We start from the raw sequence: 22428 nt of genomic DNA on the forward strand, positions 1-22428 counted from the left end.
AGTACACTGTGTAATTAGCATGAGGGAAATTGAAAAGAACTATCGAACTACAACTTTTCAACCGCCAAAATGATGACAACCTCCATCATCCTGCATACCCTGTCTCATCCGCTTCCTGCGTCGACACCCTCTTCAGATATCCACTTCGTCAGTAGTGCCTGCATCGTTTCATCCTGCCAAAAGGCCGCCAGCGTAGCTGCATCCTTACTGTTCAATCCTGGAACCTGCTGCCAGCCGTCATCGCGCAGCGAGCGCATGAATACAATGTGGTTCAAACTATCGACTGATCGAAAGACGACTTTAGGCTGAGAGGCATAAAACCGGGCATGCGCCGGTTCCAGCGCCATCAGCAGACGTTGCAGCGGCTGCTGGCCGGCCCGATCAAACGCTGCACGCCATCGTCTGGCGCGAACATCGCCAACACCGTTCAACGAGCGCAATGTAGCGCCATCCAGATCGCGCCAATCGAGCAAGGAAGTCATCATTTCGGCGTCAATTAATCGTTTCCAGGTGCCCTCTCCGATCCCACGCATGTCGAGCCCATGACGGCTGCTCAGATGTGTCAGACGGGCCAGAAACTGCGAGCGACACCCCGGCGTCAGCTCGAGACAGCTCAGGGCGTTGAACGCCTTGGGATCAGGCACGTCCAGCACCACGCGTTTTTCGTTGCGAATCACGACCTCATCAAGGCGCGGAATGGTCAGTCCGGCCAGCGAGATCATGACCTCATCTCCGGGGCGAATATCCATTGACTGCCAGTGCGCCAGGGAGCCGGCGCTGACGCGGCGGATGGTACGGTCATCCAGCGTGACCGGCGAGAGCTCGAGCACGGGCGTGATGCGCCCGGTACGACCGATACGAAACTCGACGTCCTGCACTTCGGCAAGCGTGGCAGCGGCCGGATATTTCCATGCCACGCTCTCCGCAGGCGGTGTATTGCGCCAGCTACGGCCCGGTGGCTGGACATCGCGCTTGACCACTACGCCATCGCTTGCAAAGGGCAGTGCGTGTCGATACCAGTAGCGGCGCCAGTGCGCCACGTCATCAATGGTGCTGACCGGCTGGCTCCAGCGCTGCGGGTTCATGAACCCCCAGGCGGCCAGCTGTCGATTGCGCTCGGTCAGCGTCTCGGCACCATCAGGCAGTGCCCAGGCAAAAAAGCCGATTTGAGCGCCTGCCTCGTTGTCCAGCACATGGCGCTGCATCAGCCCGGCAACGTCTGAACGCGCGCCGGCGCTGCCGTCACGGCGCTGCACGTGGTCATCGCGTTTGAGATAGAGCTCACCCTGAACCACCACCCGGGTGGGTGCCTCTCCGGCCAGCTGAACGGGGATATCCCTGATACCTGATACGCTGCCCAGCCAGTCCTGACCGGTCAGCCCATCACCGCGACTGGTCGCTGCTATCAGCTGACCCGCGTCATACACCAACGTCAGCGCCACGCCGTCCACCTTGGGCTGAACCCATAGCGGCCCCGGCGGCAATGTCTTCAGCCAACGCTTGACGGCTGTCTGATCCGGCAGCTTGTTCAGTCCCGTCTGGGCGATGGCATGACGCTGCTCACCGCCGTCAAGGGTAATGGCGGGCGCCGGTTGCCCCATACAGTGTCGCCAGTGCGCCAAACGTGCCTGCGCCTGGTCATGCACTCCGTCATCCACCATCCGCTTGCCGCGCTGATAATAGGCCTCGTCCCAGCGCGCCACCTGCTCGGCAAGCTGCTTGATGCGATCTTCAATCTCCTTACGTGTCGGGCACCCTTCGGCCTGTGCCGTCATCGGCGCTGACAGCCCTATCAGGGTTATGCCCGCAGTGACCCACCGTCGCCATGTCATACCATCCTCACGCGTCAATATTCGTCGTTTCTTATAAAAATATCGACGGGTCAACCGGATTCTGAAGGCGAATGCATGCGGCGAGGCAGGCGCAAACTGCTAGACTTTTGTTATTGGAAAAGGAGATAGAGCATGAGTAACGCACGCGCTGTGACATGGGATCAGGAAGGTGTTGATCATGTCGCCGATCACGACGAGCTGACCCAGTTCCTGCACAAGAAGCCCAAAAAGGGCGATATCATTACGGCCCGCTACATGCAGGCCAATGTGCGCATGAAGGTGCTGGATCGTGAAGGCAATGACACCTCGATTGCCGAGGTGCTCGGCATCAGTGTTGAAGATGAAAGGCGTGTTGAAGAACATGAAGGGCTGCGCAAGGGTGAAACCGTGCTGATTCCGGACAAGGATCGGGCCTTCATTCGTTATAGCGATTGATGCTTTAACGGTGTCTTTTTATACCAAAAAGGAATCAGCATAGGACAACTCGTTGTTTGGTTCTGCGACCCGGAGTCGTCATTATCTGGCAATGACCCTTGTCGGCCCGTCCCCTGGTACGGGACTGCTGTCGACTTCCGCTTTTATTGATCATCCAAAGGAGTGACAAATGGCGCTGCAACTTGGTGATACTGCCCCGGATTTCTCTCAGGAAAGCACTGAAGGGACTATCAATTTCCACGAGTGGCTGGGCGATAGCTGGGCGATTCTTTTCTCTCACCCCAAGGACTTCACGCCGGTGTGCACTACCGAGCTGGGCGAAGTGGCCCGTCTGAAGCCCGAGTTCGACAAGCGCAATACCAAGGCCATTGGTCTGTCCGTCGATCCGCTGGAAGACCACCATGCCTGGAAGGGTGACATCGAGGAAACCCAGGGCTGTGGCCTCAACTTCCCGCTGCTGGCCGACGCCGATCGCAGTATCAGCGAGAAGTACGGCATGATTCACCCCAATGCCAACAACACCCTGACAGTCCGTTCGGTCTTCATCATCGATCCTCAGAAGAAGGTGCGTCTGACCCTGACCTACCCGGCCAGCGCCGGCCGTAACTTCCAGGAAATACTGCGCGTGCTCGACAGCCTGCAGCTGACCGACAACCAGAAAGTGGCCACGCCGGTCAACTGGCGCCAGGGCGATGACGTCATTATCGTGCCGTCACTGAGCAACGAGGAAGCCGCCAAGCTCTTCCCGCAGGGCTGGGACGAGAAAAAGCCCTACCTGCGCATGACAAAGCTCGACAAGTAAGATGTGACGATAGCGGCCATGACGGCCTGCGTCATACGATAAAAAACGTCCGGCCATTTGGCCGGGCGTTTTTTTATCCTGCTTCCAATCAGAAATGACGCTGGCGTTACAGTTCCTGCACGGTCAGCTTTTTGGCAAAGCCTGCCACATACTCGCCCTGGAAGCGGGCAATCTTCAGCTCGCGCGCGCTGGGCTGGCGCGAGCCGTCACCACCGGCCAGCGTCGAGGCGCCGTAGGGCGTGCCGCCGCTGACCTCGGAGATATCAAACTGCTCCTCGACCCCGTAGCCGATCGGCACGATCACCATGCCGTGATGCGCCAGCGTCGTCCAGCTCGAGGTGATGGTCATCTCCTCGCCGCCGCCGGTGCCTGTGGAGGTAAAGACGCTGGCGATCTTGCCGCGCAGGGCGCCCTTTGCCCACAGCCCGCCGGTCTGATCCAGAAACGTGCGCATCTGGCCGGCCATGTTGCCGTAGCGGGTCGGCGTGCCCAGGATGATGGCATCATAATCGGCAAGCTCGGACGGCTCGGCGACCGGCGCCGACTGATCCACCTTGCCACCGGCCTTTTTGAAGGCCTCCTCGTCCATGGTTTCCGGCACGCGCTTGATGGTGACTTCGGCTCCCGAAATCGAGCGGGCGCCTTCTGCGACCGCTTCGGCCATGGTTTCGATATGGCCATACATCGAGTAATACAGCACCAGTATCCGGGCCATCGTCTCTGTCTCCTTTTGGCAGGTCCTGGGGTTAACCCACGATAGTGTAAACCCCTGTCAGCCTGGTGCATTCACGCGATGACTGCCCGTTTTTCCTGTCGTGGCATTTGAACCTGCCGGTCACTGTCGCCTTAAGCACGCTTGAATAAATGACGTTGCGGCCTGCCCCGATACTCGTATGCTGTCAGGGGACAAGCTCCCTGCTGTCCTGAACGCCTTTCTGCGGAAACCTGCCCATGCCTGCTGAGTCCCACGATGCCCGACGCCCGCTGATCTGGCTGGTTGCGCTGTTGGCGGTGGCGCTGGCCCTTGCCTTCTGGTGGTGGCTGGCGCGCGAGCAAGCGCCAAAGGAGAGCGGTCCCGCCGCCCCCGTGGCCGTCGGTCGCGCCGAGGTGATCGAGCGCAATCTATCCGCCACGCTGCACGCCGTGGGCGATGTCGAAGCCCTTGATTCGATCGAGATCGCCTCACTGGTCACAGAGCGCATTACCGGACTGCACTTTGACAGCGGCGAGCGGGTCAGCAAGGGCGATCTGCTGATCCAGCTCGATGACCGCGCCGAGCAGCAGGGGCTGCGCGCCGCCAGCGTCATTGTCGAGCAGGAGCAGCGTGAATATGACCGCCTGCAGCCGCTGGCACGTCAGGGCTCGATCGCCACCCAGCAGGTCGATGCCCAGCGCAACCGGCTGGAAAGCGCCCGGATCGAACTCGCCCGCCTCAACGCCGCGCTGGAAGATCGCACTATCGTGGCCCCGGTGACCGGCTTCATGGGATTCAACAATCTGAGCACGGGAGAGCAGATCAGCGCCGACACGCCACTGGTGACTCTCGACAGCATCGACCAGGTGCAGGTCGACTTCTCCCTGCCCGAGCGCGAGCTGCGACGCGTCAGTGAGGGCATGACGGTCACGGCGCGCTCGGTGGCCTGGCCCGATCGCACCTTTCACGGTGAGGTCACCACCATTGATCCGCGCCTGGATCGCGGCACCCGCACGGTCATGGTTCGCGCCCAATTTGATAACCCCGATATGGCCCTGCGACCCGGCATGCTGCTCGAGATCACCCTTCTTCTGCCGGCGCAGCGCCGCCTGATCGTGCCGGAAAGTGCCCTTCTGGGTGAGCGTGACCGCCAGTGGACCTGGGTGATCGCTTCTGAAAATGGCAGCCATCGCGCTCACCGGGTGAACATCGGGGTGCTCGAACGCGGGCCCGGCTGGGCTGCCATCGAAGCAGAGGATGACGACGCCGCGCTGCGTCCCGGCGCTTCGGTGGCCGTCAGCGGTCTGCGCGATATCGGCGAAGGACGTGATCTGGTGCTCGACGAGGACGCTGCCCGCGACACGCAGGCCCTGTTCAAGCCTGCCGCCAACGGCGATGACGCCCCGGTCCGGGAGACGAGCGTCCCATGACCCTGACCGATCTGGCCGTGACGCGACCGGTCGGCACGCTGGTGCTCTCGGCGCTGCTGGTGCTCTTTGGCGTGCTGGGCTTTCTGGACCTGCCCATTCGAGAGTACCCGTCCATCGAGGAGCCGGAGGTGTCGGTCGAAATCGCCTGGCCCGGCGCCTCGGCGGCGGTGGTGGAATCGCGCGTCACCCAGACGATCGAAAACGTGGTCGCCGGCATTGAAGGCGTGGTCAGCGTTGAATCCGAAAGCAACGACGGCGAGTCCGAAGTCACGCTGACCTTTTCAAGCGACGTGGATCTGGACACCGCCGCCAACGACGTGCGCGATCAGGTCTCAAGAGTCGCCGATGCCCTGCCGACCGGTGCCGAGGCGCCCGAGATCAGCAAGGACCAGGGCGGCAGCGATACGCTCATGATCCTGTCGGTCCAGACCGATCGCATGAGTGCCATGGCGCTGTCGGACTATGCCGACCGGCAGCTGCTGGATCGCTTCTCGACCATCAATGGCGTCTCGCGGGTGCGGCTGTGGGGCTCGCAGCTGCCGGCCATGCGGGTGGATCTGGACCGCCACGCCATGACAGCGCATGACATCACCGTGTCGGACATCACCAGCGCCCTGACCGCCCAGAACGTCGAGTACCCGGGCGGGCGGATCGAGTCCACCACCCGCGAGTTCACCGTGCGCCTGCTGCCGGGCTATGAAACGCCGGAGTCCTTCCGTCGCCTGCCGCTGCGCCGGGGCGAGGGCACCCGCACCGTCACCCTGGGCGATGTGGCACAGGTCACGCTGGGCTCCGAAACGCGGCGCGAGGCGTTTCTGGTCGACGGAGAGCCCACCGTCTCGATCGCCATCAGCCGTCAGAGCACCGCCAACACGCTGTCCATTTCGCGCGACGTGCGCGCAACGCTTGAGGATCTGCGCAGTGATCTGCCCGAGGGCCTGCGCATCGACATCGTCTCTGACGACACCCGCTACATCTCTGCAGCGCTCAAGGAGGTGCTGCTGACGCTGGTCATCGCGGTGATGATGGTGGTCGGCGTCATTCTCCTGTTTCTGGGCTCCTGGCGCGCGGCGCTGGTGGCGGCCACGGTGATTCCCGTCTCGCTTTTGGCCTGCGGCATGCTGCTTCTGGGGCTGGGCTTCAGCCTCAACATGCTGACCCTGCTGGCGCTGGTGCTCTCGGTGGGACTGGTGGTGGATGATGCCATCGTCATGATCGAAAACATCCAGCGCCATCTGGAAGATGGCGACCACCCGCTGCTGGCCGCCTTTCGCGGCGCCCGCCAGGTCGCCTTTGCCATCATCGCCACCAGCCTGGTGCTGATGGCAGTCTTTTTGCCCATCACGCTGATGAGCGGCCAGACCGGGCGGCTCTTTACCGAATTCGCCGTCACCATCGCCGCCACCATTGCCTTCTCCACCCTGGTCTCCCTGACGCTGACGCCGGTGATGGCCTCGTGGTTGTTGACCGGCAGACACCACCGTCAGGGCTCGCCGGTGGGGCGGCTGATGGCCGGCGTGGCGGTGCGCTACCAGCGCCATCTGGGCAGCATGCTGCACCGCCCGGTACTGGTCGGCGGCGGCTTTGTGGCGATGGTGATCGTGACCACCGCGATCATCACGACGCTGCCCACCGAATACGAACCCTATGACGACCGCGGCGCACTGCGCATTGGCGTGCAGGCGGAGGAAGGGGTCAATTTCGAGGAGATGCAGCGGCGCATGGAGGCCATGGGCCAGCGTCTGGCGCCGATTCTCGGCGACAAGGCGTTGATCGATAACGCCTCGCTGCGCCTGCCCTCGCCCGGCAACAGCGAAGGGCCGGTCAACAACGGCCGCTGGATCATCAGCTTTACCCCCTGGCAGGACCGCGACGAGAGCACCCGCGAGGTGGCCGCGCGCATCAACGACGCGCTCGAGGGCTTCTCCGAGCTCAGCGCCACCACGCTGCTGCCCCGCGGGCTGAGCTCGGGCAACGCCGCGCCGGTGCAGTTCGTGGTCGGCGGGCCGGACTATGCCACCCTGGGCGCCTGGCGCGATGCGCTGATGACCCAGTGGCAGGATTACCCCGGACTTGAAGCGCTCGACAGCGATCTGATCGAGACCACGCCGCAGCTGCAGGTGCGCCTGGACCGTGAGCGCGCCGCCCAGCTCGGCGTCAGCGCCGAAACGGTGGGTCAGACGCTTGAATCCTTTTTCGGCGAGCGCAGCCTGACCACTTTCGAGCGCGACGGCCAGTCCTATGACGTCATCCTGCAGGGCCTGCGCGAGCAGCGCCTGACGCCCGAGGCGCTTGAGCAGATTCGGGTGCGCAGCGCCAGCGGCGCGCTGGTGAGTCTGGCCAATCTGGTGCATCTGGAAGAGGTAGCGGTGTCCCCCACGCTCAACCGCTACAACCGGATTCGCGCCGTCACCTTTTCGGCCAACGTCGCCGAGGGCTACAGCCTGTCGCAGGTGCTCGATCACATGAACGCAACGGTGGCACAAACCCTGCCGGAGCAGGCACGTATCGACTACAAGGGCGCCACCCAGGACTTTCTCGATGCCGGGCGTGATCTGCTTTTGGTGTTTACCGTGGCGATCGCGGTCACCTGGCTGGTGCTCGCCGCCCAGTTTGAGAACCTCATTAGCCCGCTGGTGGTGATGCTGACGGTACCGCTGGGGCTGCTGGGTGCCGGCATGGCGCTGTGGCTTCTGGGCGAGAGCCTCAATCTGTACGCCCAGATCGGGCTTTTGATGCTGATCGGCCTGTCGGCCAAGAACGGCATTTTGATCGTCGAGTTCGCCAATCAGCGCCGCGATGAGGGCACCGAGCTGCGCGAGGCCATCCTGCAGGCGGCGCAGACGCGCCTGCGCCCGATTCTGATGACCTCACTGTCGACCATGGCCGGCGCGCTGCCGCTGGTAATGGCCACCGGTGCCGGGGCGGCCAGCCGCTTCGGACTGGGCATCACGCTGCTGGCCGGTTGCGCCAGCGCCACGCTGTTAACGCTGGGCGTGGTGCCGATCGCCTACTACTGGCTCGCCGGTTATCAAAAGCCTCCGGGACACCGCCGCCAGCAGCTCAAGGCCTCCTTGAAGGCTCACACGCCGGACGCACCGCCGGAGGGCTGATCAGACGCCGGATCGCAGCGCTTGAAGGTCAGCACCAGCAGATCGCGCGTCCCCGTACGCTCGGCGTCCATCGCCACGATCGGCGTCACGCCGTGCAGCACGCGGGTGTCATCCACCAGCGCCATGTCCAGACACTCGGCCAGCGTAAAGTCAGCCAGCGGCTGACGGTCCAGACCGTGAATGTGGGAGACGCCCTGGCAGACGTTGTCACGGTGGATCATTACCATCGCGACAAAATCCACGCCGTCACGGTGCAGCCCCTCCGGCGTGGGCAGGCCGGTGGCGATGTCACCGCCCACCTCGATACGAAACTGATGCATCTCGACATGCCAGGCGGCATCGCTCGCGCAGCGACCGAACACACCAAGGCAGAGCTCACAGAGAAAGGCAAAGGCGTGGGTCTCGACGGCCCCGTCTGCCACCGGCTCGAAGTGACGCTCGATGCCGCCGTTGAGCGCATTGAAATGGGTGGTCTGAAAATGGGGCTGATGCGGCTTGCGCACCAGCGAGTGCGCCCCGGGGGCGGCGCTGAACACCGCATGACGGCGACGCCGGTAGCGACCGCCATCATTCATGAAGCGATCCGGGGCGAGATCATCCCAGTAGCGGGTGAACGCCGCGCGATCATCACGGCGGTGATCGCGCTCGCTGCACCAGGTCTGGAACGCCGGCGTGATCGCACCGGCCGGCGCGAACAGGTAGCCGTCACGCGCCAGGCGCTCGGCCAGCGACGCCGACAGGGTTTCAAGAGGAGCAACAGGGCACGTTGGCATTTCAGACATGGACACGACCGCCGGCTGTCAATCATCGGGGCACGCGGCGTCACGCAGGGGCCTGACGCGGCGCGGGGCAGAGCGCTATTATGGCACCGTCAATTCCTGTCGCCCATGACGTTGTGCTCAGGGCGCTCACCAGCCAGAAGGGCCCTGTCATGTCTGCATCCCCCCGCACGCCCATCGCCATCACCATGGGCGACCCGGCCGGCGTCGGCCCGGAAATCGTTGTCCGTCTGGCCTGCGCTCCGCGTGCCGGTGATACCCCGCTGCTGGTCATCGGCGATATCAAGCGGCTGCGTGGTGTGGCCGATCAGCTCGGGCTGGCCCTGACCCTGTTTCCGATCAGGCATCCGGACGAGCTGGGCGATCGCGGCCTCACACCGGGGCAGCTGGCCGTGCTGCCGGCCGGTGAGCCGCTGCCGCCGGATCTGCCCTGGGGCCGGGTCGATGCCCGCGCCGGTGCCGCCGCCTACGCTTACGTCAATCGCGCCATTGATCTGGCGTTCGAGGGCTCGATCAGCGCCATCGTCACCGCCCCGCTCAACAAGGCCGCCATGGCCGCCGCCGGTATCACCTATCCCGGTCATACCGAGATTCTGGCCGACCGCGCCGGCACGCAGGATTTCGGCATGATGCTGGCCAACGACGAGCTGCGCGTGATGCTGGTGTCGATCCATCTGTCGCTACGTCAGGCGATCGAAGCCGTGACACCGGCGCGCGAGCTGCGCGCCATCCGCCTGGCCGCGCGCGCCTGCCATGCCTACGGCATCGCCGAACCTCGCATTGCGGTGGCCGGGCTCAACCCGCACGCCGGTGAAGGGGGGCTTTTCGGTGACGAGGATAAGGCCATCATTGCACCGGCCATCGCCCGCGCGCGCGCGGAAGGCATCGATGCTTCCGGCCCCTGGCCAAGCGATACGGTGTTCATGAACGCCCGCCGCGGCCACTTTGACGCCGTGGTGGCGCAGTATCACGATCAGGGCCTGATTCCGGTGAAGTATCTGGGCGTCGAGAACGGCGTGAACATCACGGTGGGGCTGCCGTTCGTGCGCACCAGCGTCGATCACGGCACCGCCTTTGATATCGCAGGCACCGGCCGTGCCGACCCGTCGAGTCTTTTTTACGCCCTCAAACAGGCCGAGGCGATGGTGCGCTCGGGCACCGAATACCGCGCCTGCGGATGCAACCCGGCGCATGGGTAGTACACTGGAGCAAAGGACACTGAAGTGATGACCACGCCGACACGGGGCATCCCGTCACGGCGCGCCATTTTTTTGATACGCGGAGCCAAGCGATGCAACTCAGGCAGAGCAATATCGAAAGACTCGCCGACGGCGGGACCTACGACACGCTGATCATCGGTGGCGGTATCAACGGCGCGGTCTGCGCCGCGGCGCTGGCCGGGCGCGGCGTGAAGGTCGGTCTGGTGGAACAGGGCGATTTCGCCGGCATGACCAGCATGTGGTCATCCAACCTTATCTGGGGCGGCATCAAGTACATGGAGTCGCGGGACTTCAAGCTGGTGCGCGAACTGTGTATCTCGCGCAATCACCTGATCAAGCACTACCCCTCGACCGTCCAGGAGATCCGCTTTCTCACCACGATCACCAAGGGGTTTCGCTGGCATCCGCTGGCGCTGTGGGCAGGCACCTGGATCTACTGGCTGTTCGGCAACGGCTTTACCAGAATACCGCGCCTGCCGAGCCTTTCGACCATCAACCGCGAGGAGCCGGTGATCAACACTGACCCGGCTGTCGGCTGCTTCGAATACTCCGATGCCTTTTTGCACGACAACGACGCGCGCTTTGTGTGGAATTTCGTGCGCATCGCCATGAACAGCGGCTGCGTGGCGGCCAACTACGTCGAGGCGACCGGCTTCGAGCGTCAGGGTAATCTCTGGCACGTCGGCCTCAGGGACGTCATGAGCGGGCGTGAGTGGACCGTCAAAACGAAGACCCTGGTCAATGCCTGCGGCCCGCTGGCCGATCGCACCAACGCCCTGGCCCACAAAAAGACCGAGCACAGTCATGTGCTCTCCAAGGGCATCCACCTGATCGTCGACCAGATCACGCCCAACAAGCGCGTGCTGGCGTTTTTCGATGAGGACGGGCGGCTCTTTTTCGCCATCCCGATGGGGACGCGCACCTGCATCGGCACCACCGATACCCGTACCGAAGATCCCCACGCGGCCATCACCGACGACGACATCCAGTTCGTGCTGGATAACATCAACGCGCGTCTGTCGCTTGAAAAGCCGCTGGATCGTGACGACATCATCGCCACCCGCTGTGGCGTGCGGCCGCTGGCGGTGCAGAACACCAGCGGCGGCGACCGCGATTTTCTGCAGCTCTCGCGCAAGCACGAGATCGACTCCGATATCGATCAGGGCTTTATCAGCATCTTCGGCGGCAAGCTCACCGACTGCATTAACGTCGGTGAAGAAATCGTGGATCTGGTCAAGAAGATGGGGATCGACATCCGCTTCCCGGACTATCGCTGGTACGGCGAGCCGGTAGACGCCGTACGCGATGAGTTCTTCCACCAGGCGCGCCTGATGAAGCTTGATGACTACACCGACCCCAGCGCCTCCGAGCCGCTGTCGACCCGGCTGTGGCGGCGCTACGCGGCCCATGCCATCGGCATGCTGGAATACATTCGCGAGGACCCGCGCCAGGCCGAGATTCTCATCGAGGGCACCGAATACATCCGCGCCGAGGTGCGTCAGGCCGCGCGTCGCGAGATGATCACCAAGCTCGAGGACTTTCTGCGCCGTCGCTCCAAGATCAGCCTCGTCTCGCGTCAGGAGACCATCCGCCAGTCGGCAGGCCTGATGGAGGCGTGCGAGCTGCTGTTTGGTGATGAGGCGCAGATGCGCTTTGACGAGTATTTCCGCGACCACCCCGTGACCGACGGTATCGCCCGCGACCCCGGCGCCGGTCCGCTGCCGGCCGATGGTGTCACTAATGACCCCTCGGATGAGCATGAAACGGCCCCCGAGCAGCGCAGGGAAGGGGATTTCGAAACGCTGAACTGGTAGATCACTGCCACGGACGCCGCCATGACCCGCCGCCTGGTGCCGGCAGGGCCATGGCGGCGCCCTCTCCCTCCAGACCCGCGCCGTCAGCACGCTGCTGTCGCTCTGTCCTGCGTAACCTGTCACTGCGTAACCTGCCATTTCCTGGCACGTCGTGTCGCGGCACGCCTTTATCGTGACACGCCAGGGCACGTCGCTGTGGTATAAGCCAACCGCCTTCTCGAGGTGACACTCGGGAACGCAACGCTCGCCACAGGGTCGATTGAAAGTGCGCGGCCCCACCAGGCCTGTCTGAACGTTGTCGCTACCCCAGGATACCTATCGTGTTACGGTCGTTTTTTCCCAATCCGCCCCTTTTTTTCTCAAGCGTTGTGGTCTGGGCGCTGATCTGTATTGGTTTGTGGCAGCTGGGCGCCAGCAGCTGGGGTGGGGCCATCGGTCTGCCGCCGCTGGCCGAGGGTGATGCCCTGCCCGTGGATGTCTCGCGCTTCTGGGCGCCGTCGATGCTGTGGTTTTATCTCTACTACACGCTGTGCGTGGCGGTCTTTGCCGCGGCGTGGGCCCTGATCAGGCCTCACCGCTGGCAGCGCTGGTCGATTCTCGGAAGCGCGCTGATCGTCTTCATGACCTGGTTTTCGGTGCAGACCAGCGTGGCGGTCAACGCCTGGTACGGGCCGTTCTGGGACATGATCCAGCAGGCGCTGGGCGGTGACAGTGACGTGACGGTGACCGATATCTACACCGGCATGTTCAGCTTTGCCGGTATTGCCTTCGTGGCCGTGACGGTGGGCGTGCTCAACTACTTCGTGGTCAGCCACTACATCTTTCGCTGGCGCTGGGCGATGAACAACTTCTACATGCGCCACTGGTCGCAGCTGCGCCACATCGAAGGCGCCGCCCAGCGCGTGCAGGAAGACACCATGCGCTTTTCCACCACGCTCGAAGGGCTGGGCGTCAATCTCCTGAAGGCGGTGATGACCCTGATCGCCTTCATGCCGCTTCTGGTCACCATGTCGCAGAACATCACCGAGCTGCCGCTGGTTGGTCATATTCCCAACGCGCTGGTGTGGTCGGCGATCGCCTGGTCGCTGTTTGGCACCGTGCTGCTGGCGGTGGTCGGCATCCGCCTGCCGGGTCTTGAATTTCGTAACCAGCGCGTCGAGGCGGCCTACCGCAAGGAGCTGGTCTACGGCGAGGATGACCCGGCGCGTGCGGCGCCTGCCACCGTCGCTACGCTGTTTAACCGGGTGCGGCGCAACTACTTTCGCCTCTACTGGCACTACGCCTACTTCAATATTGCCCGCATTTTCTATCTGCAGGCCGATGTGGTGTTCGGCCTGATCGTGCTGGCGCCCTCGATCGTGGCCGGCAAGCTGACACTCGGGCTGTTGCAGCAGATCCTCAACGTCTTTGGTCAGGTGCGGGAATCCTTTCAGTATCTGGTCAACTCATGGTCGACCATCATCGAGCTGCTCTCGATCATCAAGCGTCTACGCGCCTTCGAGGCGGTGATTGATCATGGCGAATCGAGTGAAGACACACTGCACACTCGTGATGTCGCGCCGTAACGCCCGATCGACGTCCTTGTCGACATGAAGGACACGCCGGATGCTGATGCCATGAAGGCAACAGCACCCGGCGCGCATTGAATCAGGTGTCAGATGACCCCGGTGAGGCTGCCCGGCGGCATCACCCGTCCGCGTCGGGCACGTGCAGGGTAATCACCGTACAGGGAGCGATATGGGAAACCTTGTGCGACACGCTGCCCACCACCAGTCCCTTGATATCGCTGAGACCGCGGCTGCCCATCACGATGGCATCCACGCCAAGCGCTTTGGCCAGCGCCACGATCGTATGGTCCGGTCGGCCCAGCCGATTGTCATCCACATGAAACTCGACCGGCGCTGAAGGTGTACCGAGATCCGACCAGGCCTTCTTCAACAGCGTCTCGCCCTGTTCATGGCCCTGCGCCGTGGTGTAACCCACGGCTGACGACCCGGTCAGCACGCCCAGGTGATCGGTCGCGGGGGGTGGCTCAACAATATGGAGAAGATGCAGGGTGCCACCACCTGCCCTTTGCATCAGGCAGGCGTGCTCAAGCGCCATGCGAGCACTGCGGGAACCATCAAGGGGTACCAGAATATTCTGTGTCATGTTCCACCTCCTTCCTTTGGTTGACGGGCCTGCCCGCGAAGGGATGGACCGTCAGACAGCGCAAAGAGTGATATCCCGGCGTCAGCCATGGCTCGACCCGGCCTCTCCCACCTTACCTATATTAGTATTCATTCAACAGCACCTGGGCTCGATGTCCCCTGGTCCATGTGGGCTATCGGAGCTGGCCAGACTTGCGGCGCGCTACCACTCACATGACGCGCCACGATAAGGTATCGACACCGACACTGCTTCCGGCACAAGGAGCCCGCAACATGGCGATTCATCTGCTGGTCGTGACGCGTCTGTCACGCCATCACCAGGCTCGCATCGAGGCGGCAGGCTTTCGCCTGCATATGGCCGAAGACGCCGAGGCCCGGCGCGAGGTCATCGATCACCACCGTGACGATATCCGCGCGGTCATGACCATTGGCACCATCGGCTTCACGGCGGATGAAATGGACGAACTGCCGAATCTGGGGCTGATCTGCGCCCAGGGCGTGGGCTTTGAAGGCATCGACGTTGTGGCCGCCCGCGAGCGGGGTATCAATGTCGTCCACGGCCCCGGCACCAACGCCGAGACGGTCGCCGATCATGCGCTCGGGCTGATGCTGGCCTGCCTGCGCCGCATTCCACAGGGCGATGCCGGCCTGCGGCAAGGGCAATGGAAGGAGATTCGCCGCGGAGCCCCGGTGCTGCACGGCAGAACCCTGGGGCTTTTAGGGATGGGCAACGTGGCCCGCGCCATTGCGAGGCGCGCCCACTACGGCTTTGACATGCCGATTGTCTACTTCAGCCGCCAGCCAAAACCCGATCTCGACTGGCAGCACGAATCAGACCCCAGGCGCGTGGCCGAACAGGCCGACGTGCTGGTCAGTGCCCTGCCCGGCGGCCCGGACACCCAACATCTGATCGATGACGCCCTTTTGGGCGCCATGACGCCCGAAAGCATCGTGGTCAACATCGGCCGCGGCAGCGTGGTGGACAGCGACGCCCTGGCCCGCGCCGTGAGCGAAAAGCGCATCGCCGGCGCCGCGCTGGATGTCTTCGAGCATGAGCCCGAGGTGCCCCGGGCGCTGAAGGACGAGCCGCGCATCATCATGACACCGCACACCGCTGGCCTCTCACCCGAGGCGCTCGACGCCACCATCGATCTGGTGATCCAGAACCTCGAGGCCTTTCGCGATGGAAAAACGCTGGTCACCCCGGTGCCCGGGGCCTGAATCGTTCAACCCTGGACCTGACAGGAGCGCGCCATGAGTCACGATCAGCCGACGGATGAGCGTTCGCAAAAAGAGAAGATGCTCGCCGGCGAGCACTACATCGCCGACGACCCGGCGCTTGCTCATGATGCCGGCGTTGCCAAGGCGGCCATGGCCGAGTTCGCCAGAGCCTACGAGCACGACGTCGACGCCGCCCATCTGGTGTTGAAGGGGCTGTTCAGGCACCTGGGCGACACCGCCCACATAAGAGCGCCGCTGTATGTCGACTACGGCTTCAACATCAGCTTCGGCGAGGGCTCGTTTGCCAATTTCGGCCTGATGGCGCTGGACGTGGCACCCATCACCATCGGGCGGGACGTGCAGATCGGCCCCAATGTGCAACTTTTAACGCCGACCCACCCGCTGGACCCGCAGGCGCGCCGGGACAAGCTCGAAGCCGGCGCCCCCATCGTCATTCATGACAACGTCTGGCTGGGCGGCGGCGTGATCGTACTGGCCGGCGTCACCATCGGGGAGAACAGCGTCATCGGTGCTGGCGCCGTCGTCACCCGGGATGTTCCCGCCAATGTCGTGGCGGTGGGCAACCCGGCCCGGGTGATTCGTGAGCTGACGTGAGCCTCTACACCGGCGGCATCAGCTCGTTCATTTCCCGATAGGTACAGGCGCTCAGGTTTTGCGTCGAGAGCCTGCCGGTGGCCATGAAGTCAGCAGCCATATCGGCACCGGCACCATAGAGAAATTCGGCAATCGCCGAGCCGGCACTCAGGCGTCTGACGCCGAGTTCACGAAGTGTGTCGATCTCCGGTAGCCCGGGGCGATAGAGCAGGTTGACCGGAAGCTCTATCGAGCGACACAGTTCACCGATCTCATCGCTATCAACCATGCCGGCGGCAAACAGACCATCGGCTCCGGCACTGCTGTAAAAATCGGCTCTGGTCAGGGTCTCGGCAAGCCGCTGTTCAGGTGCGACCAGTCCCTTGAGGTAAACGTCGGTACGCGCGTTGATAAACAGATCCACGCCCCGGGCCTCTGCTACGCGCCTTGCCGCCGCAATCTTGCGGCAGAATATTTCCGGGCTGGCATGACCATCTTCCAGATTGATGCCGACCGCACCGGCCGCCAACACTGCCTCGACCACCGTGGCCACTTCCTCCGGGTCATCGGAATAGCCACCCTCGATGTCCACGCTCAGCGGTACGCTCAGCACCCGCGCCATGGCTTGCACGCTGGTTCTCAAGAGCTCAAGCGGCAGCTGGTTGCCATCCCGATACCCCCATGACCAGGCCAGCGCCGCGCTGCTGGTGGCAACCGCCCTGCCTCCCCGGGCCTCCACGATGCGGGCACTGCCGGCATCGGTAGCGTTGGCCAGTAGTAACAGCCCCTCGTCATGCAGGCTCCGAAACGCCTGATCGGCTCGTGTCACGCTGCCTCCCTATCACCCTGTTACCGTGTTGAACCCGATACCCCTCGTCTACCGTAATACCGCCGTATGCTTATCGACCAGTATTTCCCGAAAGCCCTCGGCCCTGACTCGCGCGACAAACGCGCTACTTTCTGCGGCCTTGCCGGTGACATGAAGGCACCCGCCGACATTTTCCCCCTGTTCTAGCGATGGGTTGCCCAGCACCGCCTCCAACCGCCGGGCGACGGCATCACCGGAATCCACCAGCTGGACACGGCCGCCCAGCTGCGCGGCAATCGCCTCGCGCAGCAGCGGATAGTGGGTGCAGCCCAGCACCAGCTGATCAAGCGAGCGCCACTCAGGGGCACGCAGCGGGGCAAGCTCTCGGGCCAGAGCCTTCTGATCAAGCGTACCGTCGCGCCAGTGCTGCTCGGCCAGCGCGGCAAGATTGGGGGCGCCGATTTTCAATACCCGACAGTGACCGGCAAAGCGCTCGATCAGGGTGGCGACATGCGCGCTTTTCACCGTGCCGGGCGTGGCCAGCACGCCGATCACACCGCTCAAGCTTGCCGCGGCCGCCGGGCGAATGGCTGGGACCACACCAACGACCGGGATCGACAGCCGCGCCCTGAGCGCCGGCAGCACCACGGTCGAGGCGGTATTGCAGGCGATCACCACCGCATCCACCGGCCGGGCCGCCACGGCGCGGGTCATCAGGTCACATACCCGTGTGATCAGCGTCTCGGCGTCGAGCCCCCCATAGGGAAAGGCCGCATGGTCGGCAATGTAGTGCTGTACAAGCCCCGGCAGGCGACGGCGAATGGCACGCGCAATGGTCAGCCCGCCAATGCCGGAATCCAGTAGCCATATGGCCCGTCTTTCATCACTCACTGTCCTGCCTGCCTCCAGTTACCGATACCGGGCCGTCATCTGCCCGTCAAACAATCCCGCCATGATGAAAACATTGTCATCAGAGAGGAAGGGCTCATGACCTTCCCCGCGTCCGGAGCTCCGCCATGCTGATCGCCCAGATCACTGACCTGCACATTCGTTGCCCCGGCGAGCGCGCCTATGGCGTGGTCGAGACCCATCGCCTTTTGCCGCCGGTAGTCGCCGCGCTCAACGCGCTCAACGCGCTCAACGCGCTCGACCCACGCCCCGACGTGGTCCTGATCACCGGTGATGCCACCGACCTCGGCCATCCACAGGAGTACGCCGCGCTTGCCGAGCCATGACTATCTGGGCCGCGAGGGCTTTATCCAGTACACCCTGGAAGCATATCCGGTGCGCCTGATCGGACTGGACACGCTGGTGTCCGGTGAAGGCCACGGCGAGCTGTGCACCAAGCGGCTGATCTGGCTGGCCGCACGCCTTGCCGAACAGCCGACGCGCCCGACGCTTTTGTTCATGCACCACCCGCCCTTTGTCACCGGCATCGACCACATGGATGCCAAAGGCCTGACGGGCGCCCATAAGCTGGAGGCTCTGGTACGCGACTATCCCAACATTGAGCGCATTCTCTGCGGCCACGTGCACCGCCCCATCTTCCGGCGCTTTGGCGGCACCATTGCCAGCTGCTGCCCGAGTACCGCGCACCAGTCCGAACTCAATCTCGCCGGGCACGCCTCCGCCGCCTTCGTCATGGAACCGCCGGGCTATCAGCTCCATCTCTGGAAGGATGGTGCGCTGATCACCCACACCGGCGTGATGGGTACCTACGACGGGCCATATGCGTTTCGCACTGCAGATAGATCCATAGAGGGTTAGCTCTACTCGACCGGCCAGTTACCACCACACCGTTAACGCCGCCGATCTCTGAGTACGACACCTGCAGGCGCAGGCATTAAATCCTGGTGGCAATTGCCCGAGCAATGAAGCCGCGCCTCCCTACATTCCGCCATCCGCTGAGCCCGGCAATCTTCATGATGATCACGACTCCCATACAATAGGCGCTGGCCGGTCACGACCTGCCATCTGCCACATAACAATGGGAACGCTTCATGAATGCTGCCAACCGGGCGTCACCGCTCGATTTTCTGCGCCTGCACGGGCTGGTCGTCATCCTCTCGCTGCTGGCCGAGTGGATCGGCATTATCAAAATACCGGCCGGGGTCGGGACGCTACTGCTGCTGCCGCTTTTTTATACCTTTGCGCTGGCCATCATGCTGAACCCGCACCTGACCACCCGATGTCACAAGCTGGTGCCGCCGCGTCTGAGCGCTGCGGCCGCGCCGATTACCCTGATCGCGATCATGCCGTTCATCGCTCGCTTTGGCTCCACCATCGGGCCGGCGACCGATCAGATCGTCAGTGCCGGTCCTGCACTGATCCTTCAGGAGCTGGGCAATCTGGGCACCATGCTGATTGCTCTACCCTTTGCCGTGCTGGTGCTGAACATGGGGCGCGAGGCGATCGGGGCGACCTATTCGGTGGCGCGCGAGCCCAACATCGCGATCATCTCGGACCGCTACGGTCTCAAGGGCCTCGAGGGTATCGGCGTAATGGGCGTCTATGTGGTTGGCACCATGTTTGGCACTCTCTGGTTTGCGCTGATGGCGGGCTTTCTGGCATCGATGGATCTGTTTGATCCGCGTGCGCTGGCCATGGCCTGCGGGGTGGGCAGCGCCAGCATGGTGGCGGCCTGCTCCGGCGCCTTGACCGAGGCGGTACCGGCGCTGCGTGAAGAGCTGCTGGCCTTCTCCGGCGCCAGTAATCTGCTGACCTATGCCACCGGCCTTTATGTGTCGCTGTTTATTGCCCTGCCGGTTGCCGAGAGGCTCTATCGCCGCCTGAATGCCAGACGCCTGAAGAAAAACGCTTCACAGGGTTCAACCGAGCAGGCAAGCGGCGCCGAACAGGGCGGTGACGCCGTTCGCCCTGAACAGCAGCTGGGCCGGACGGCGCTGACGCTGGCCGCCGTGTGCGTGGTGGGCTGGCTGAGCAACACCATCAGCAGTGGTGAGCTCTGGGGCGCGCTGCCGGGCATGGTGATGCTGTATCTCATGACGCTGGCCGGGCTGGCCGTGACCCGCCTCATGCCCTTCTATCTGCCGGCAGTGGCGTGGGTCTCCCTGATCAGCATTCTCGTGACGTTGCCGTTTTCCCCCGGCAGTGCGTGGCTGGTCGAGCAGCTCTCGGCCGTCAACTTTCTGGCCATCGTGACCCCGGCGCTGGGCTATGCTGGTCTGGCCCTGAGCCGGCACGAGTTCATCATGTTCCGCCGTACCGGCTGGAAGCTGGTGATCGTGTCGCTGCTGGTGTTTACCGGCACCTATCTCGGCTCGGCTGCTGTTGCCCAGCTGCTGCTCTGATCTCAAATAGCGCATCACGAAAAAGCCCACCGTTTGGTGGGCTTTTTGATGCTGCTACCAGAATGTCCGTCAGGATGCGCCTTCCATCGCAATAACACACTGATGTGCCCTCCAGCACGCCGTCGCGAATCGTGCACAGCACCAGGCAGGCATCACTTCCTTCAGCGCCAGTGACGCGTTCGCCGCTGGCGTTCCATCCGCCGCTTCTGCCGCAGGTCTGCCAGCCGCCCGTGTTGGAAATATGGTTGGAGAGCAGCACCAGCAGCTGATGGCGCCGGGCGATGCCGGCAAGCAACTCGACATCCACGTCATAGCCGGACTGCGAGATCAGCGCACTGACCAGATACACCTGTGCGTTCCGGGCAGCGGCAGCTTCCGCGTGAGCGGGATGGGCAAAATCGGCGCAGACCGCCAGCGCGATGCGCACGCCGTTGACGGTGAAGAGACAGTCCGCATGCCCGGGTGCGCAATACGCGGCTTCCCCGTCATGCAGGTGCTGTTTGGCATACAGCATGCGCTCACCACTGGGAAAGCAGAGCACCGCCCCGATGTGCGGCCTGCTGCCATCATTGATCAGCGGACAGCCCGCGATCACGACCAGATTGTTGGTCGCGGCAGCGGCAGACAACGTGTCGAACACGTCATCATCGGAAGACATGGCAAGCGACGTCAGCAGATCAGGCTCGTAGCCGATCAGAGAAAGCTCGGGAAACATCACCACATCGGCACCGTGCCGAGCGGCCTGCTCGATATAGCGCAGATGGGCGGCCAGATTGTCGGCAATAGCGCCCCTGATGACCGGCAGCTGCGCCAGAGCGATGGTGATGTCGTGGGTGCTGCCTGTCATGTCGATGCCTCGCTTGTGTCGATCCCGGGCTATATAAGCCATGAATCAGCGGTGTTATGCCACAGTCATCTGTTTCTATCGCTCAACGACGGCAATGGAAACACCACCCCGGTTGCCGCCCAACTCATGATCACCAGCGCCCGCCAGCCGTAAAAACGCACCGCGCTGCGCGGCGGCGGACCCTCCGGTTGAGTGACGGATTCGGCCAGCCGATGCGCCCGATAATCGATGAGCACTTCGCATGCTGTATCAAAATCGCTCGGGGCCACCTGCACCTTCACGCCGCCCAGCGCGGTCTCCCACATCCACTGCATCGTGATCAGATGCTCGTCCATGATGAAGGCCGGTACATTACGAGATGCCAGCAGCCCCCTGAGCAGATGGGCTTCATGGGGAAAGGTGAAACGAGCAAGGGTCACGAGCGGACCGGTGGACATCACAGGGCTCCACGAGCGTGGCGGTGGCTTCCAGTGTAGTGCGGCAATGTCAGGTGATACGCATGAAACGGTCGGCCGCGGTGACGGCGTGCCACCGCCGACGTCATACTGCCCCCCATTTTCAAGCCGGATTCCTGCAGGTATGGAGAGCTTAAGGAGACATGCCCTTGGACATTAAAAGATATCTGGCGCGGATGAACTACCACGGCTCGCTGGCGCCCACCGCGGAGACGTTAAAGGCGCTGCAGCTTGCGCATCTGATGGCCGTGCCGTTTGAGAACCTGAGCGTTCATGCCGGTGAACCGATTGTCCTTGATGATGAGGCGCTGTTTACCAAGATCGTCGAGCACCGGCGTGGCGGCTTCTGCTACGAGGCCAACGGGCTGTTTGCTGCGCTTTTGCGGACGCTCGGTTTTGAGGTCGCGATGCTCTCGGCCGAAGTCGCCCAGCAGGACAACGACTTCGGTGCGCCCTTCGATCACATGACGCTGATGGTCACGCTGGAACAACGCTGGCTCGTGGACGTGGGCTTTGGTGATTCCTTTCGCGAGCCGCTGCGCCTTGATGAACCGGGAGAACAAGGACAGCACGGCCGCGCCTACCGGATCGACCACGACGGCCCTTACCGAGTCTTGATGCAACAAAAGGGCGATGAAAACTGGAAGGCGCAGTATCGCTTCACTCTCAAGCCGCATGAGTATGGCGACTACGCCGGGATGTGCCGCTATCACCAGACATCGCCCCAGTCGCCTTTCACCGGCGCCCGGCTCTGCACAAGGGCGACAGAGGGCGGGCGTATCACGTTGAGTGAGAGGCGCCTTATTACCACCTTTCTGGAGGGCGGAAAGCGGGAGCGAACCCTGGCGGACGAGAAAGCGTATGCGGCCGCCCTGCGCGAGCATTTCGGCATCGTCATGACAGAGTGATGTCATGACGCCCTT

General features: G+C 63.2%; 21 protein-coding genes. 13 read left to right on the forward strand and 8 right to left on the reverse strand.

From position 1 onward, the window contains the following. Positions 1 to 104: 104 nt before the first annotated feature. A complete protein-coding gene (gene ligB, locus IE123_RS05915; RefSeq protein ID WP_189516123.1) occupies positions 105 to 1832 on the reverse strand; it encodes an NAD-dependent DNA ligase LigB in 1728 nt (575 codons plus the stop codon). 132 nt (positions 1833 to 1964) lie between these two features. Here ligB and IE123_RS05920 point away from each other — a divergent pair, with 132 nt between their 5' ends. Beyond that, the gene (locus IE123_RS05920; protein WP_189516125.1) at positions 1965 to 2267 is read left to right on the forward strand and encodes a hypothetical protein; all 303 of its coding nucleotides are present in this window, start codon (positions 1965 to 1967) and stop codon (positions 2265 to 2267) included. A gap of 169 nt (positions 2268 to 2436) precedes the next feature. Continuing rightward, entirely contained in the window at positions 2437 to 3069 is a 633-nt protein-coding gene (locus tag IE123_RS05925; RefSeq protein WP_189516127.1) for a peroxiredoxin, read from the forward strand. A 106-nt stretch (positions 3070 to 3175) separates the two neighbouring features. Here IE123_RS05925 and wrbA read toward each other — a convergent pair whose 3' ends face one another. After that, positions 3176 to 3784: an NAD(P)H:quinone oxidoreductase gene (wrbA, locus tag IE123_RS05930; protein ID WP_189516129.1), complete on the reverse strand. Its 609-nt coding sequence runs from the start codon at positions 3782 to 3784 to the stop codon at positions 3176 to 3178. A gap of 236 nt (positions 3785 to 4020) precedes the next feature. Here wrbA and IE123_RS05935 point away from each other — a divergent pair, with 236 nt between their 5' ends. Together IE123_RS05935 and IE123_RS05940 are read left to right on the forward strand one after the other, a co-directional pair. After that, complete coding sequence (locus tag IE123_RS05935; RefSeq protein ID WP_189516131.1) at positions 4021 to 5193, forward strand: efflux RND transporter periplasmic adaptor subunit; 1173 nt, start codon at positions 4021 to 4023, stop codon at positions 5191 to 5193. Then, a complete protein-coding gene (locus IE123_RS05940) occupies positions 5190 to 8306 on the forward strand; it encodes an efflux RND transporter permease subunit (RefSeq protein ID WP_189516133.1) in 3117 nt (1038 codons plus the stop codon). The genes IE123_RS05935 and IE123_RS05940 overlap by 4 nt, the downstream gene beginning before the upstream one ends. Here IE123_RS05940 and IE123_RS05945 read toward each other — a convergent pair. Next, on the reverse strand, positions 8276 to 9088 hold the full coding sequence (locus IE123_RS05945) for a 2OG-Fe dioxygenase family protein (protein WP_189516135.1): 813 nt from the start codon (positions 9086 to 9088) through the stop codon (positions 8276 to 8278). The two genes, IE123_RS05940 and IE123_RS05945, sit on opposite strands and share 31 nt — an antisense overlap. Before the next feature lie 149 nt (positions 9089 to 9237). Here IE123_RS05945 and pdxA point away from each other — a divergent pair, with 149 nt between their 5' ends. The 3 genes from pdxA to sbmA all read left to right on the forward strand — a co-directional run bounded on the left by pdxA (position 9238) and on the right by sbmA (position 13684). Beyond that, complete coding sequence (pdxA, locus tag IE123_RS05950; RefSeq protein ID WP_189516137.1) at positions 9238 to 10284, forward strand: 4-hydroxythreonine-4-phosphate dehydrogenase PdxA; 1047 nt, start codon at positions 9238 to 9240, stop codon at positions 10282 to 10284. 92 nt (positions 10285 to 10376) lie between these two features. Further along, entirely contained in the window at positions 10377 to 12119 is a 1743-nt protein-coding gene (locus tag IE123_RS05955) for a glycerol-3-phosphate dehydrogenase/oxidase (RefSeq protein ID WP_189516139.1), read from the forward strand. 320 nt (positions 12120 to 12439) lie between these two features. Next, complete coding sequence (gene sbmA, locus IE123_RS05960; protein ID WP_189516141.1) at positions 12440 to 13684, forward strand: peptide antibiotic transporter SbmA; 1245 nt, start codon at positions 12440 to 12442, stop codon at positions 13682 to 13684. Positions 13685 to 13805: 121 nt separating this feature from the next. On the opposite strand, the gene IE123_RS05965 is transcribed toward sbmA, so the two are convergent. Further along, positions 13806 to 14270: a universal stress protein gene (locus tag IE123_RS05965; RefSeq protein WP_189516143.1), complete on the reverse strand. Its 465-nt coding sequence runs from the start codon at positions 14268 to 14270 to the stop codon at positions 13806 to 13808. A 272-nt stretch (positions 14271 to 14542) separates the two neighbouring features. Between IE123_RS05965 and IE123_RS05970 the strand changes: the two genes are divergently transcribed. Then, positions 14543 to 15490 (forward strand): 2-hydroxyacid dehydrogenase, encoded by a 948-nt coding sequence (locus tag IE123_RS05970; RefSeq protein ID WP_189516144.1) that lies wholly within the window; start codon positions 14543 to 14545, stop codon positions 15488 to 15490. 33 nt (positions 15491 to 15523) lie between these two features. Then, positions 15524 to 16105, forward strand: coding sequence for a sugar O-acetyltransferase (locus IE123_RS16255; protein ID WP_308430195.1), 582 nt, complete (start codon positions 15524 to 15526; stop codon positions 16103 to 16105). A 4-nt stretch (positions 16106 to 16109) separates the two neighbouring features. Here IE123_RS16255 and IE123_RS05980 read toward each other — a convergent pair whose 3' ends face one another. Together IE123_RS05980 and murI are read right to left on the reverse strand one after the other, a co-directional pair. Continuing rightward, a complete protein-coding gene (locus tag IE123_RS05980; RefSeq protein ID WP_189516146.1) occupies positions 16110 to 16913 on the reverse strand; it encodes an isocitrate lyase/PEP mutase family protein in 804 nt (267 codons plus the stop codon). Between the two features lie 48 nt (positions 16914 to 16961). Beyond that, complete coding sequence (gene murI / locus IE123_RS05985) at positions 16962 to 17783, reverse strand: glutamate racemase (protein ID WP_189516149.1); 822 nt, start codon at positions 17781 to 17783, stop codon at positions 16962 to 16964. Positions 17784 to 17908: 125 nt separating this feature from the next. On the opposite strand from murI, the gene IE123_RS16140 reads away from it, so the two are divergent. The 3 genes from IE123_RS16140 to IE123_RS05995 all read left to right on the forward strand — a co-directional run bounded on the left by IE123_RS16140 (position 17909) and on the right by IE123_RS05995 (position 20203). Then, a complete protein-coding gene (locus IE123_RS16140) occupies positions 17909 to 18127 on the forward strand; it encodes a metallophosphoesterase (RefSeq protein ID WP_229819630.1) in 219 nt (72 codons plus the stop codon). Next, entirely contained in the window at positions 18114 to 18659 is a 546-nt protein-coding gene (locus IE123_RS05990; RefSeq protein ID WP_229819631.1) for a metallophosphoesterase family protein, read from the forward strand. The genes IE123_RS16140 and IE123_RS05990 overlap by 14 nt, the downstream gene beginning before the upstream one ends. A gap of 233 nt (positions 18660 to 18892) precedes the next feature. Beyond that, the gene (locus IE123_RS05995) at positions 18893 to 20203 is read left to right on the forward strand and encodes a DUF3100 domain-containing protein (protein WP_189516151.1); all 1311 of its coding nucleotides are present in this window, start codon (positions 18893 to 18895) and stop codon (positions 20201 to 20203) included. On the opposite strand, the gene IE123_RS06000 is transcribed toward IE123_RS05995, so the two are convergent. Both IE123_RS06000 and IE123_RS06005 read right to left on the reverse strand, forming a co-directional pair. After that, complete coding sequence (locus tag IE123_RS06000; RefSeq protein WP_189516154.1) at positions 20154 to 21050, reverse strand: carbon-nitrogen hydrolase family protein; 897 nt, start codon at positions 21048 to 21050, stop codon at positions 20154 to 20156. The two genes, IE123_RS05995 and IE123_RS06000, sit on opposite strands and share 50 nt — an antisense overlap. 65 nt (positions 21051 to 21115) lie before the next feature. Beyond that, on the reverse strand, positions 21116 to 21487 hold the full coding sequence (locus tag IE123_RS06005) for a putative signal transducing protein (RefSeq protein WP_189516156.1): 372 nt from the start codon (positions 21485 to 21487) through the stop codon (positions 21116 to 21118). 167 nt (positions 21488 to 21654) lie between these two features. Here IE123_RS06005 and IE123_RS06010 point away from each other — a divergent pair, with 167 nt between their 5' ends. Further along, a complete protein-coding gene (locus tag IE123_RS06010; RefSeq protein ID WP_189516158.1) occupies positions 21655 to 22413 on the forward strand; it encodes an arylamine N-acetyltransferase family protein in 759 nt (252 codons plus the stop codon). Positions 22414 to 22428: the final 15 nt, after the last annotated feature.

It is taken from the genome of Kushneria pakistanensis (assembly GCF_014652795.1).
GTDB lineage: Bacteria > Pseudomonadota > Gammaproteobacteria > Pseudomonadales > Halomonadaceae > Kushneria > Kushneria pakistanensis.

Bases quoted from the DNA above. Each gene is read 5' to 3' on its own strand.
- ligB (WP_189516123.1), bottom strand. From the start codon at position 1,832: ATGACATGGCGACGGTGGGTCACTGCGGGCATAACCCTGATAGGGCTG.
- IE123_RS05920 (WP_189516125.1), top strand. From the start codon at position 1,965: ATGAGTAACGCACGCGCTGTGACATGGGATCAGGAAGGTGTTGATCAT.
- IE123_RS05925 (WP_189516127.1), top strand. From the start codon at position 2,437: ATGGCGCTGCAACTTGGTGATACTGCCCCGGATTTCTCTCAGGAAAGC.
- wrbA (WP_189516129.1), bottom strand. From the start codon at position 3,784: ATGGCCCGGATACTGGTGCTGTATTACTCGATGTATGGCCATATCGAA.
- IE123_RS05935 (WP_189516131.1), top strand. From the start codon at position 4,021: ATGCCTGCTGAGTCCCACGATGCCCGACGCCCGCTGATCTGGCTGGTT.
- IE123_RS05940 (WP_189516133.1), top strand. From the start codon at position 5,190: ATGACCCTGACCGATCTGGCCGTGACGCGACCGGTCGGCACGCTGGTG.
- IE123_RS05945 (WP_189516135.1), bottom strand. From the start codon at position 9,088: ATGTCTGAAATGCCAACGTGCCCTGTTGCTCCTCTTGAAACCCTGTCG.
- pdxA (WP_189516137.1), top strand. From the start codon at position 9,238: ATGTCTGCATCCCCCCGCACGCCCATCGCCATCACCATGGGCGACCCG.
- IE123_RS05955 (WP_189516139.1), top strand. From the start codon at position 10,377: ATGCAACTCAGGCAGAGCAATATCGAAAGACTCGCCGACGGCGGGACC.
- IE123_RS05965 (WP_189516143.1), bottom strand. From the start codon at position 14,270: ATGACACAGAATATTCTGGTACCCCTTGATGGTTCCCGCAGTGCTCGC.
- IE123_RS05970 (WP_189516144.1), top strand. From the start codon at position 14,543: ATGGCGATTCATCTGCTGGTCGTGACGCGTCTGTCACGCCATCACCAG.
- IE123_RS16255 (WP_308430195.1), top strand. From the start codon at position 15,524: ATGAGTCACGATCAGCCGACGGATGAGCGTTCGCAAAAAGAGAAGATG.
- IE123_RS16140 (WP_229819630.1), top strand. From the start codon at position 17,909: ATGCTGATCGCCCAGATCACTGACCTGCACATTCGTTGCCCCGGCGAG.
- IE123_RS05995 (WP_189516151.1), top strand. From the start codon at position 18,893: ATGAATGCTGCCAACCGGGCGTCACCGCTCGATTTTCTGCGCCTGCAC.
- IE123_RS06000 (WP_189516154.1), bottom strand. From the start codon at position 21,050: ATGACAGGCAGCACCCACGACATCACCATCGCTCTGGCGCAGCTGCCG.
- IE123_RS06005 (WP_189516156.1), bottom strand. From the start codon at position 21,487: ATGTCCACCGGTCCGCTCGTGACCCTTGCTCGTTTCACCTTTCCCCAT.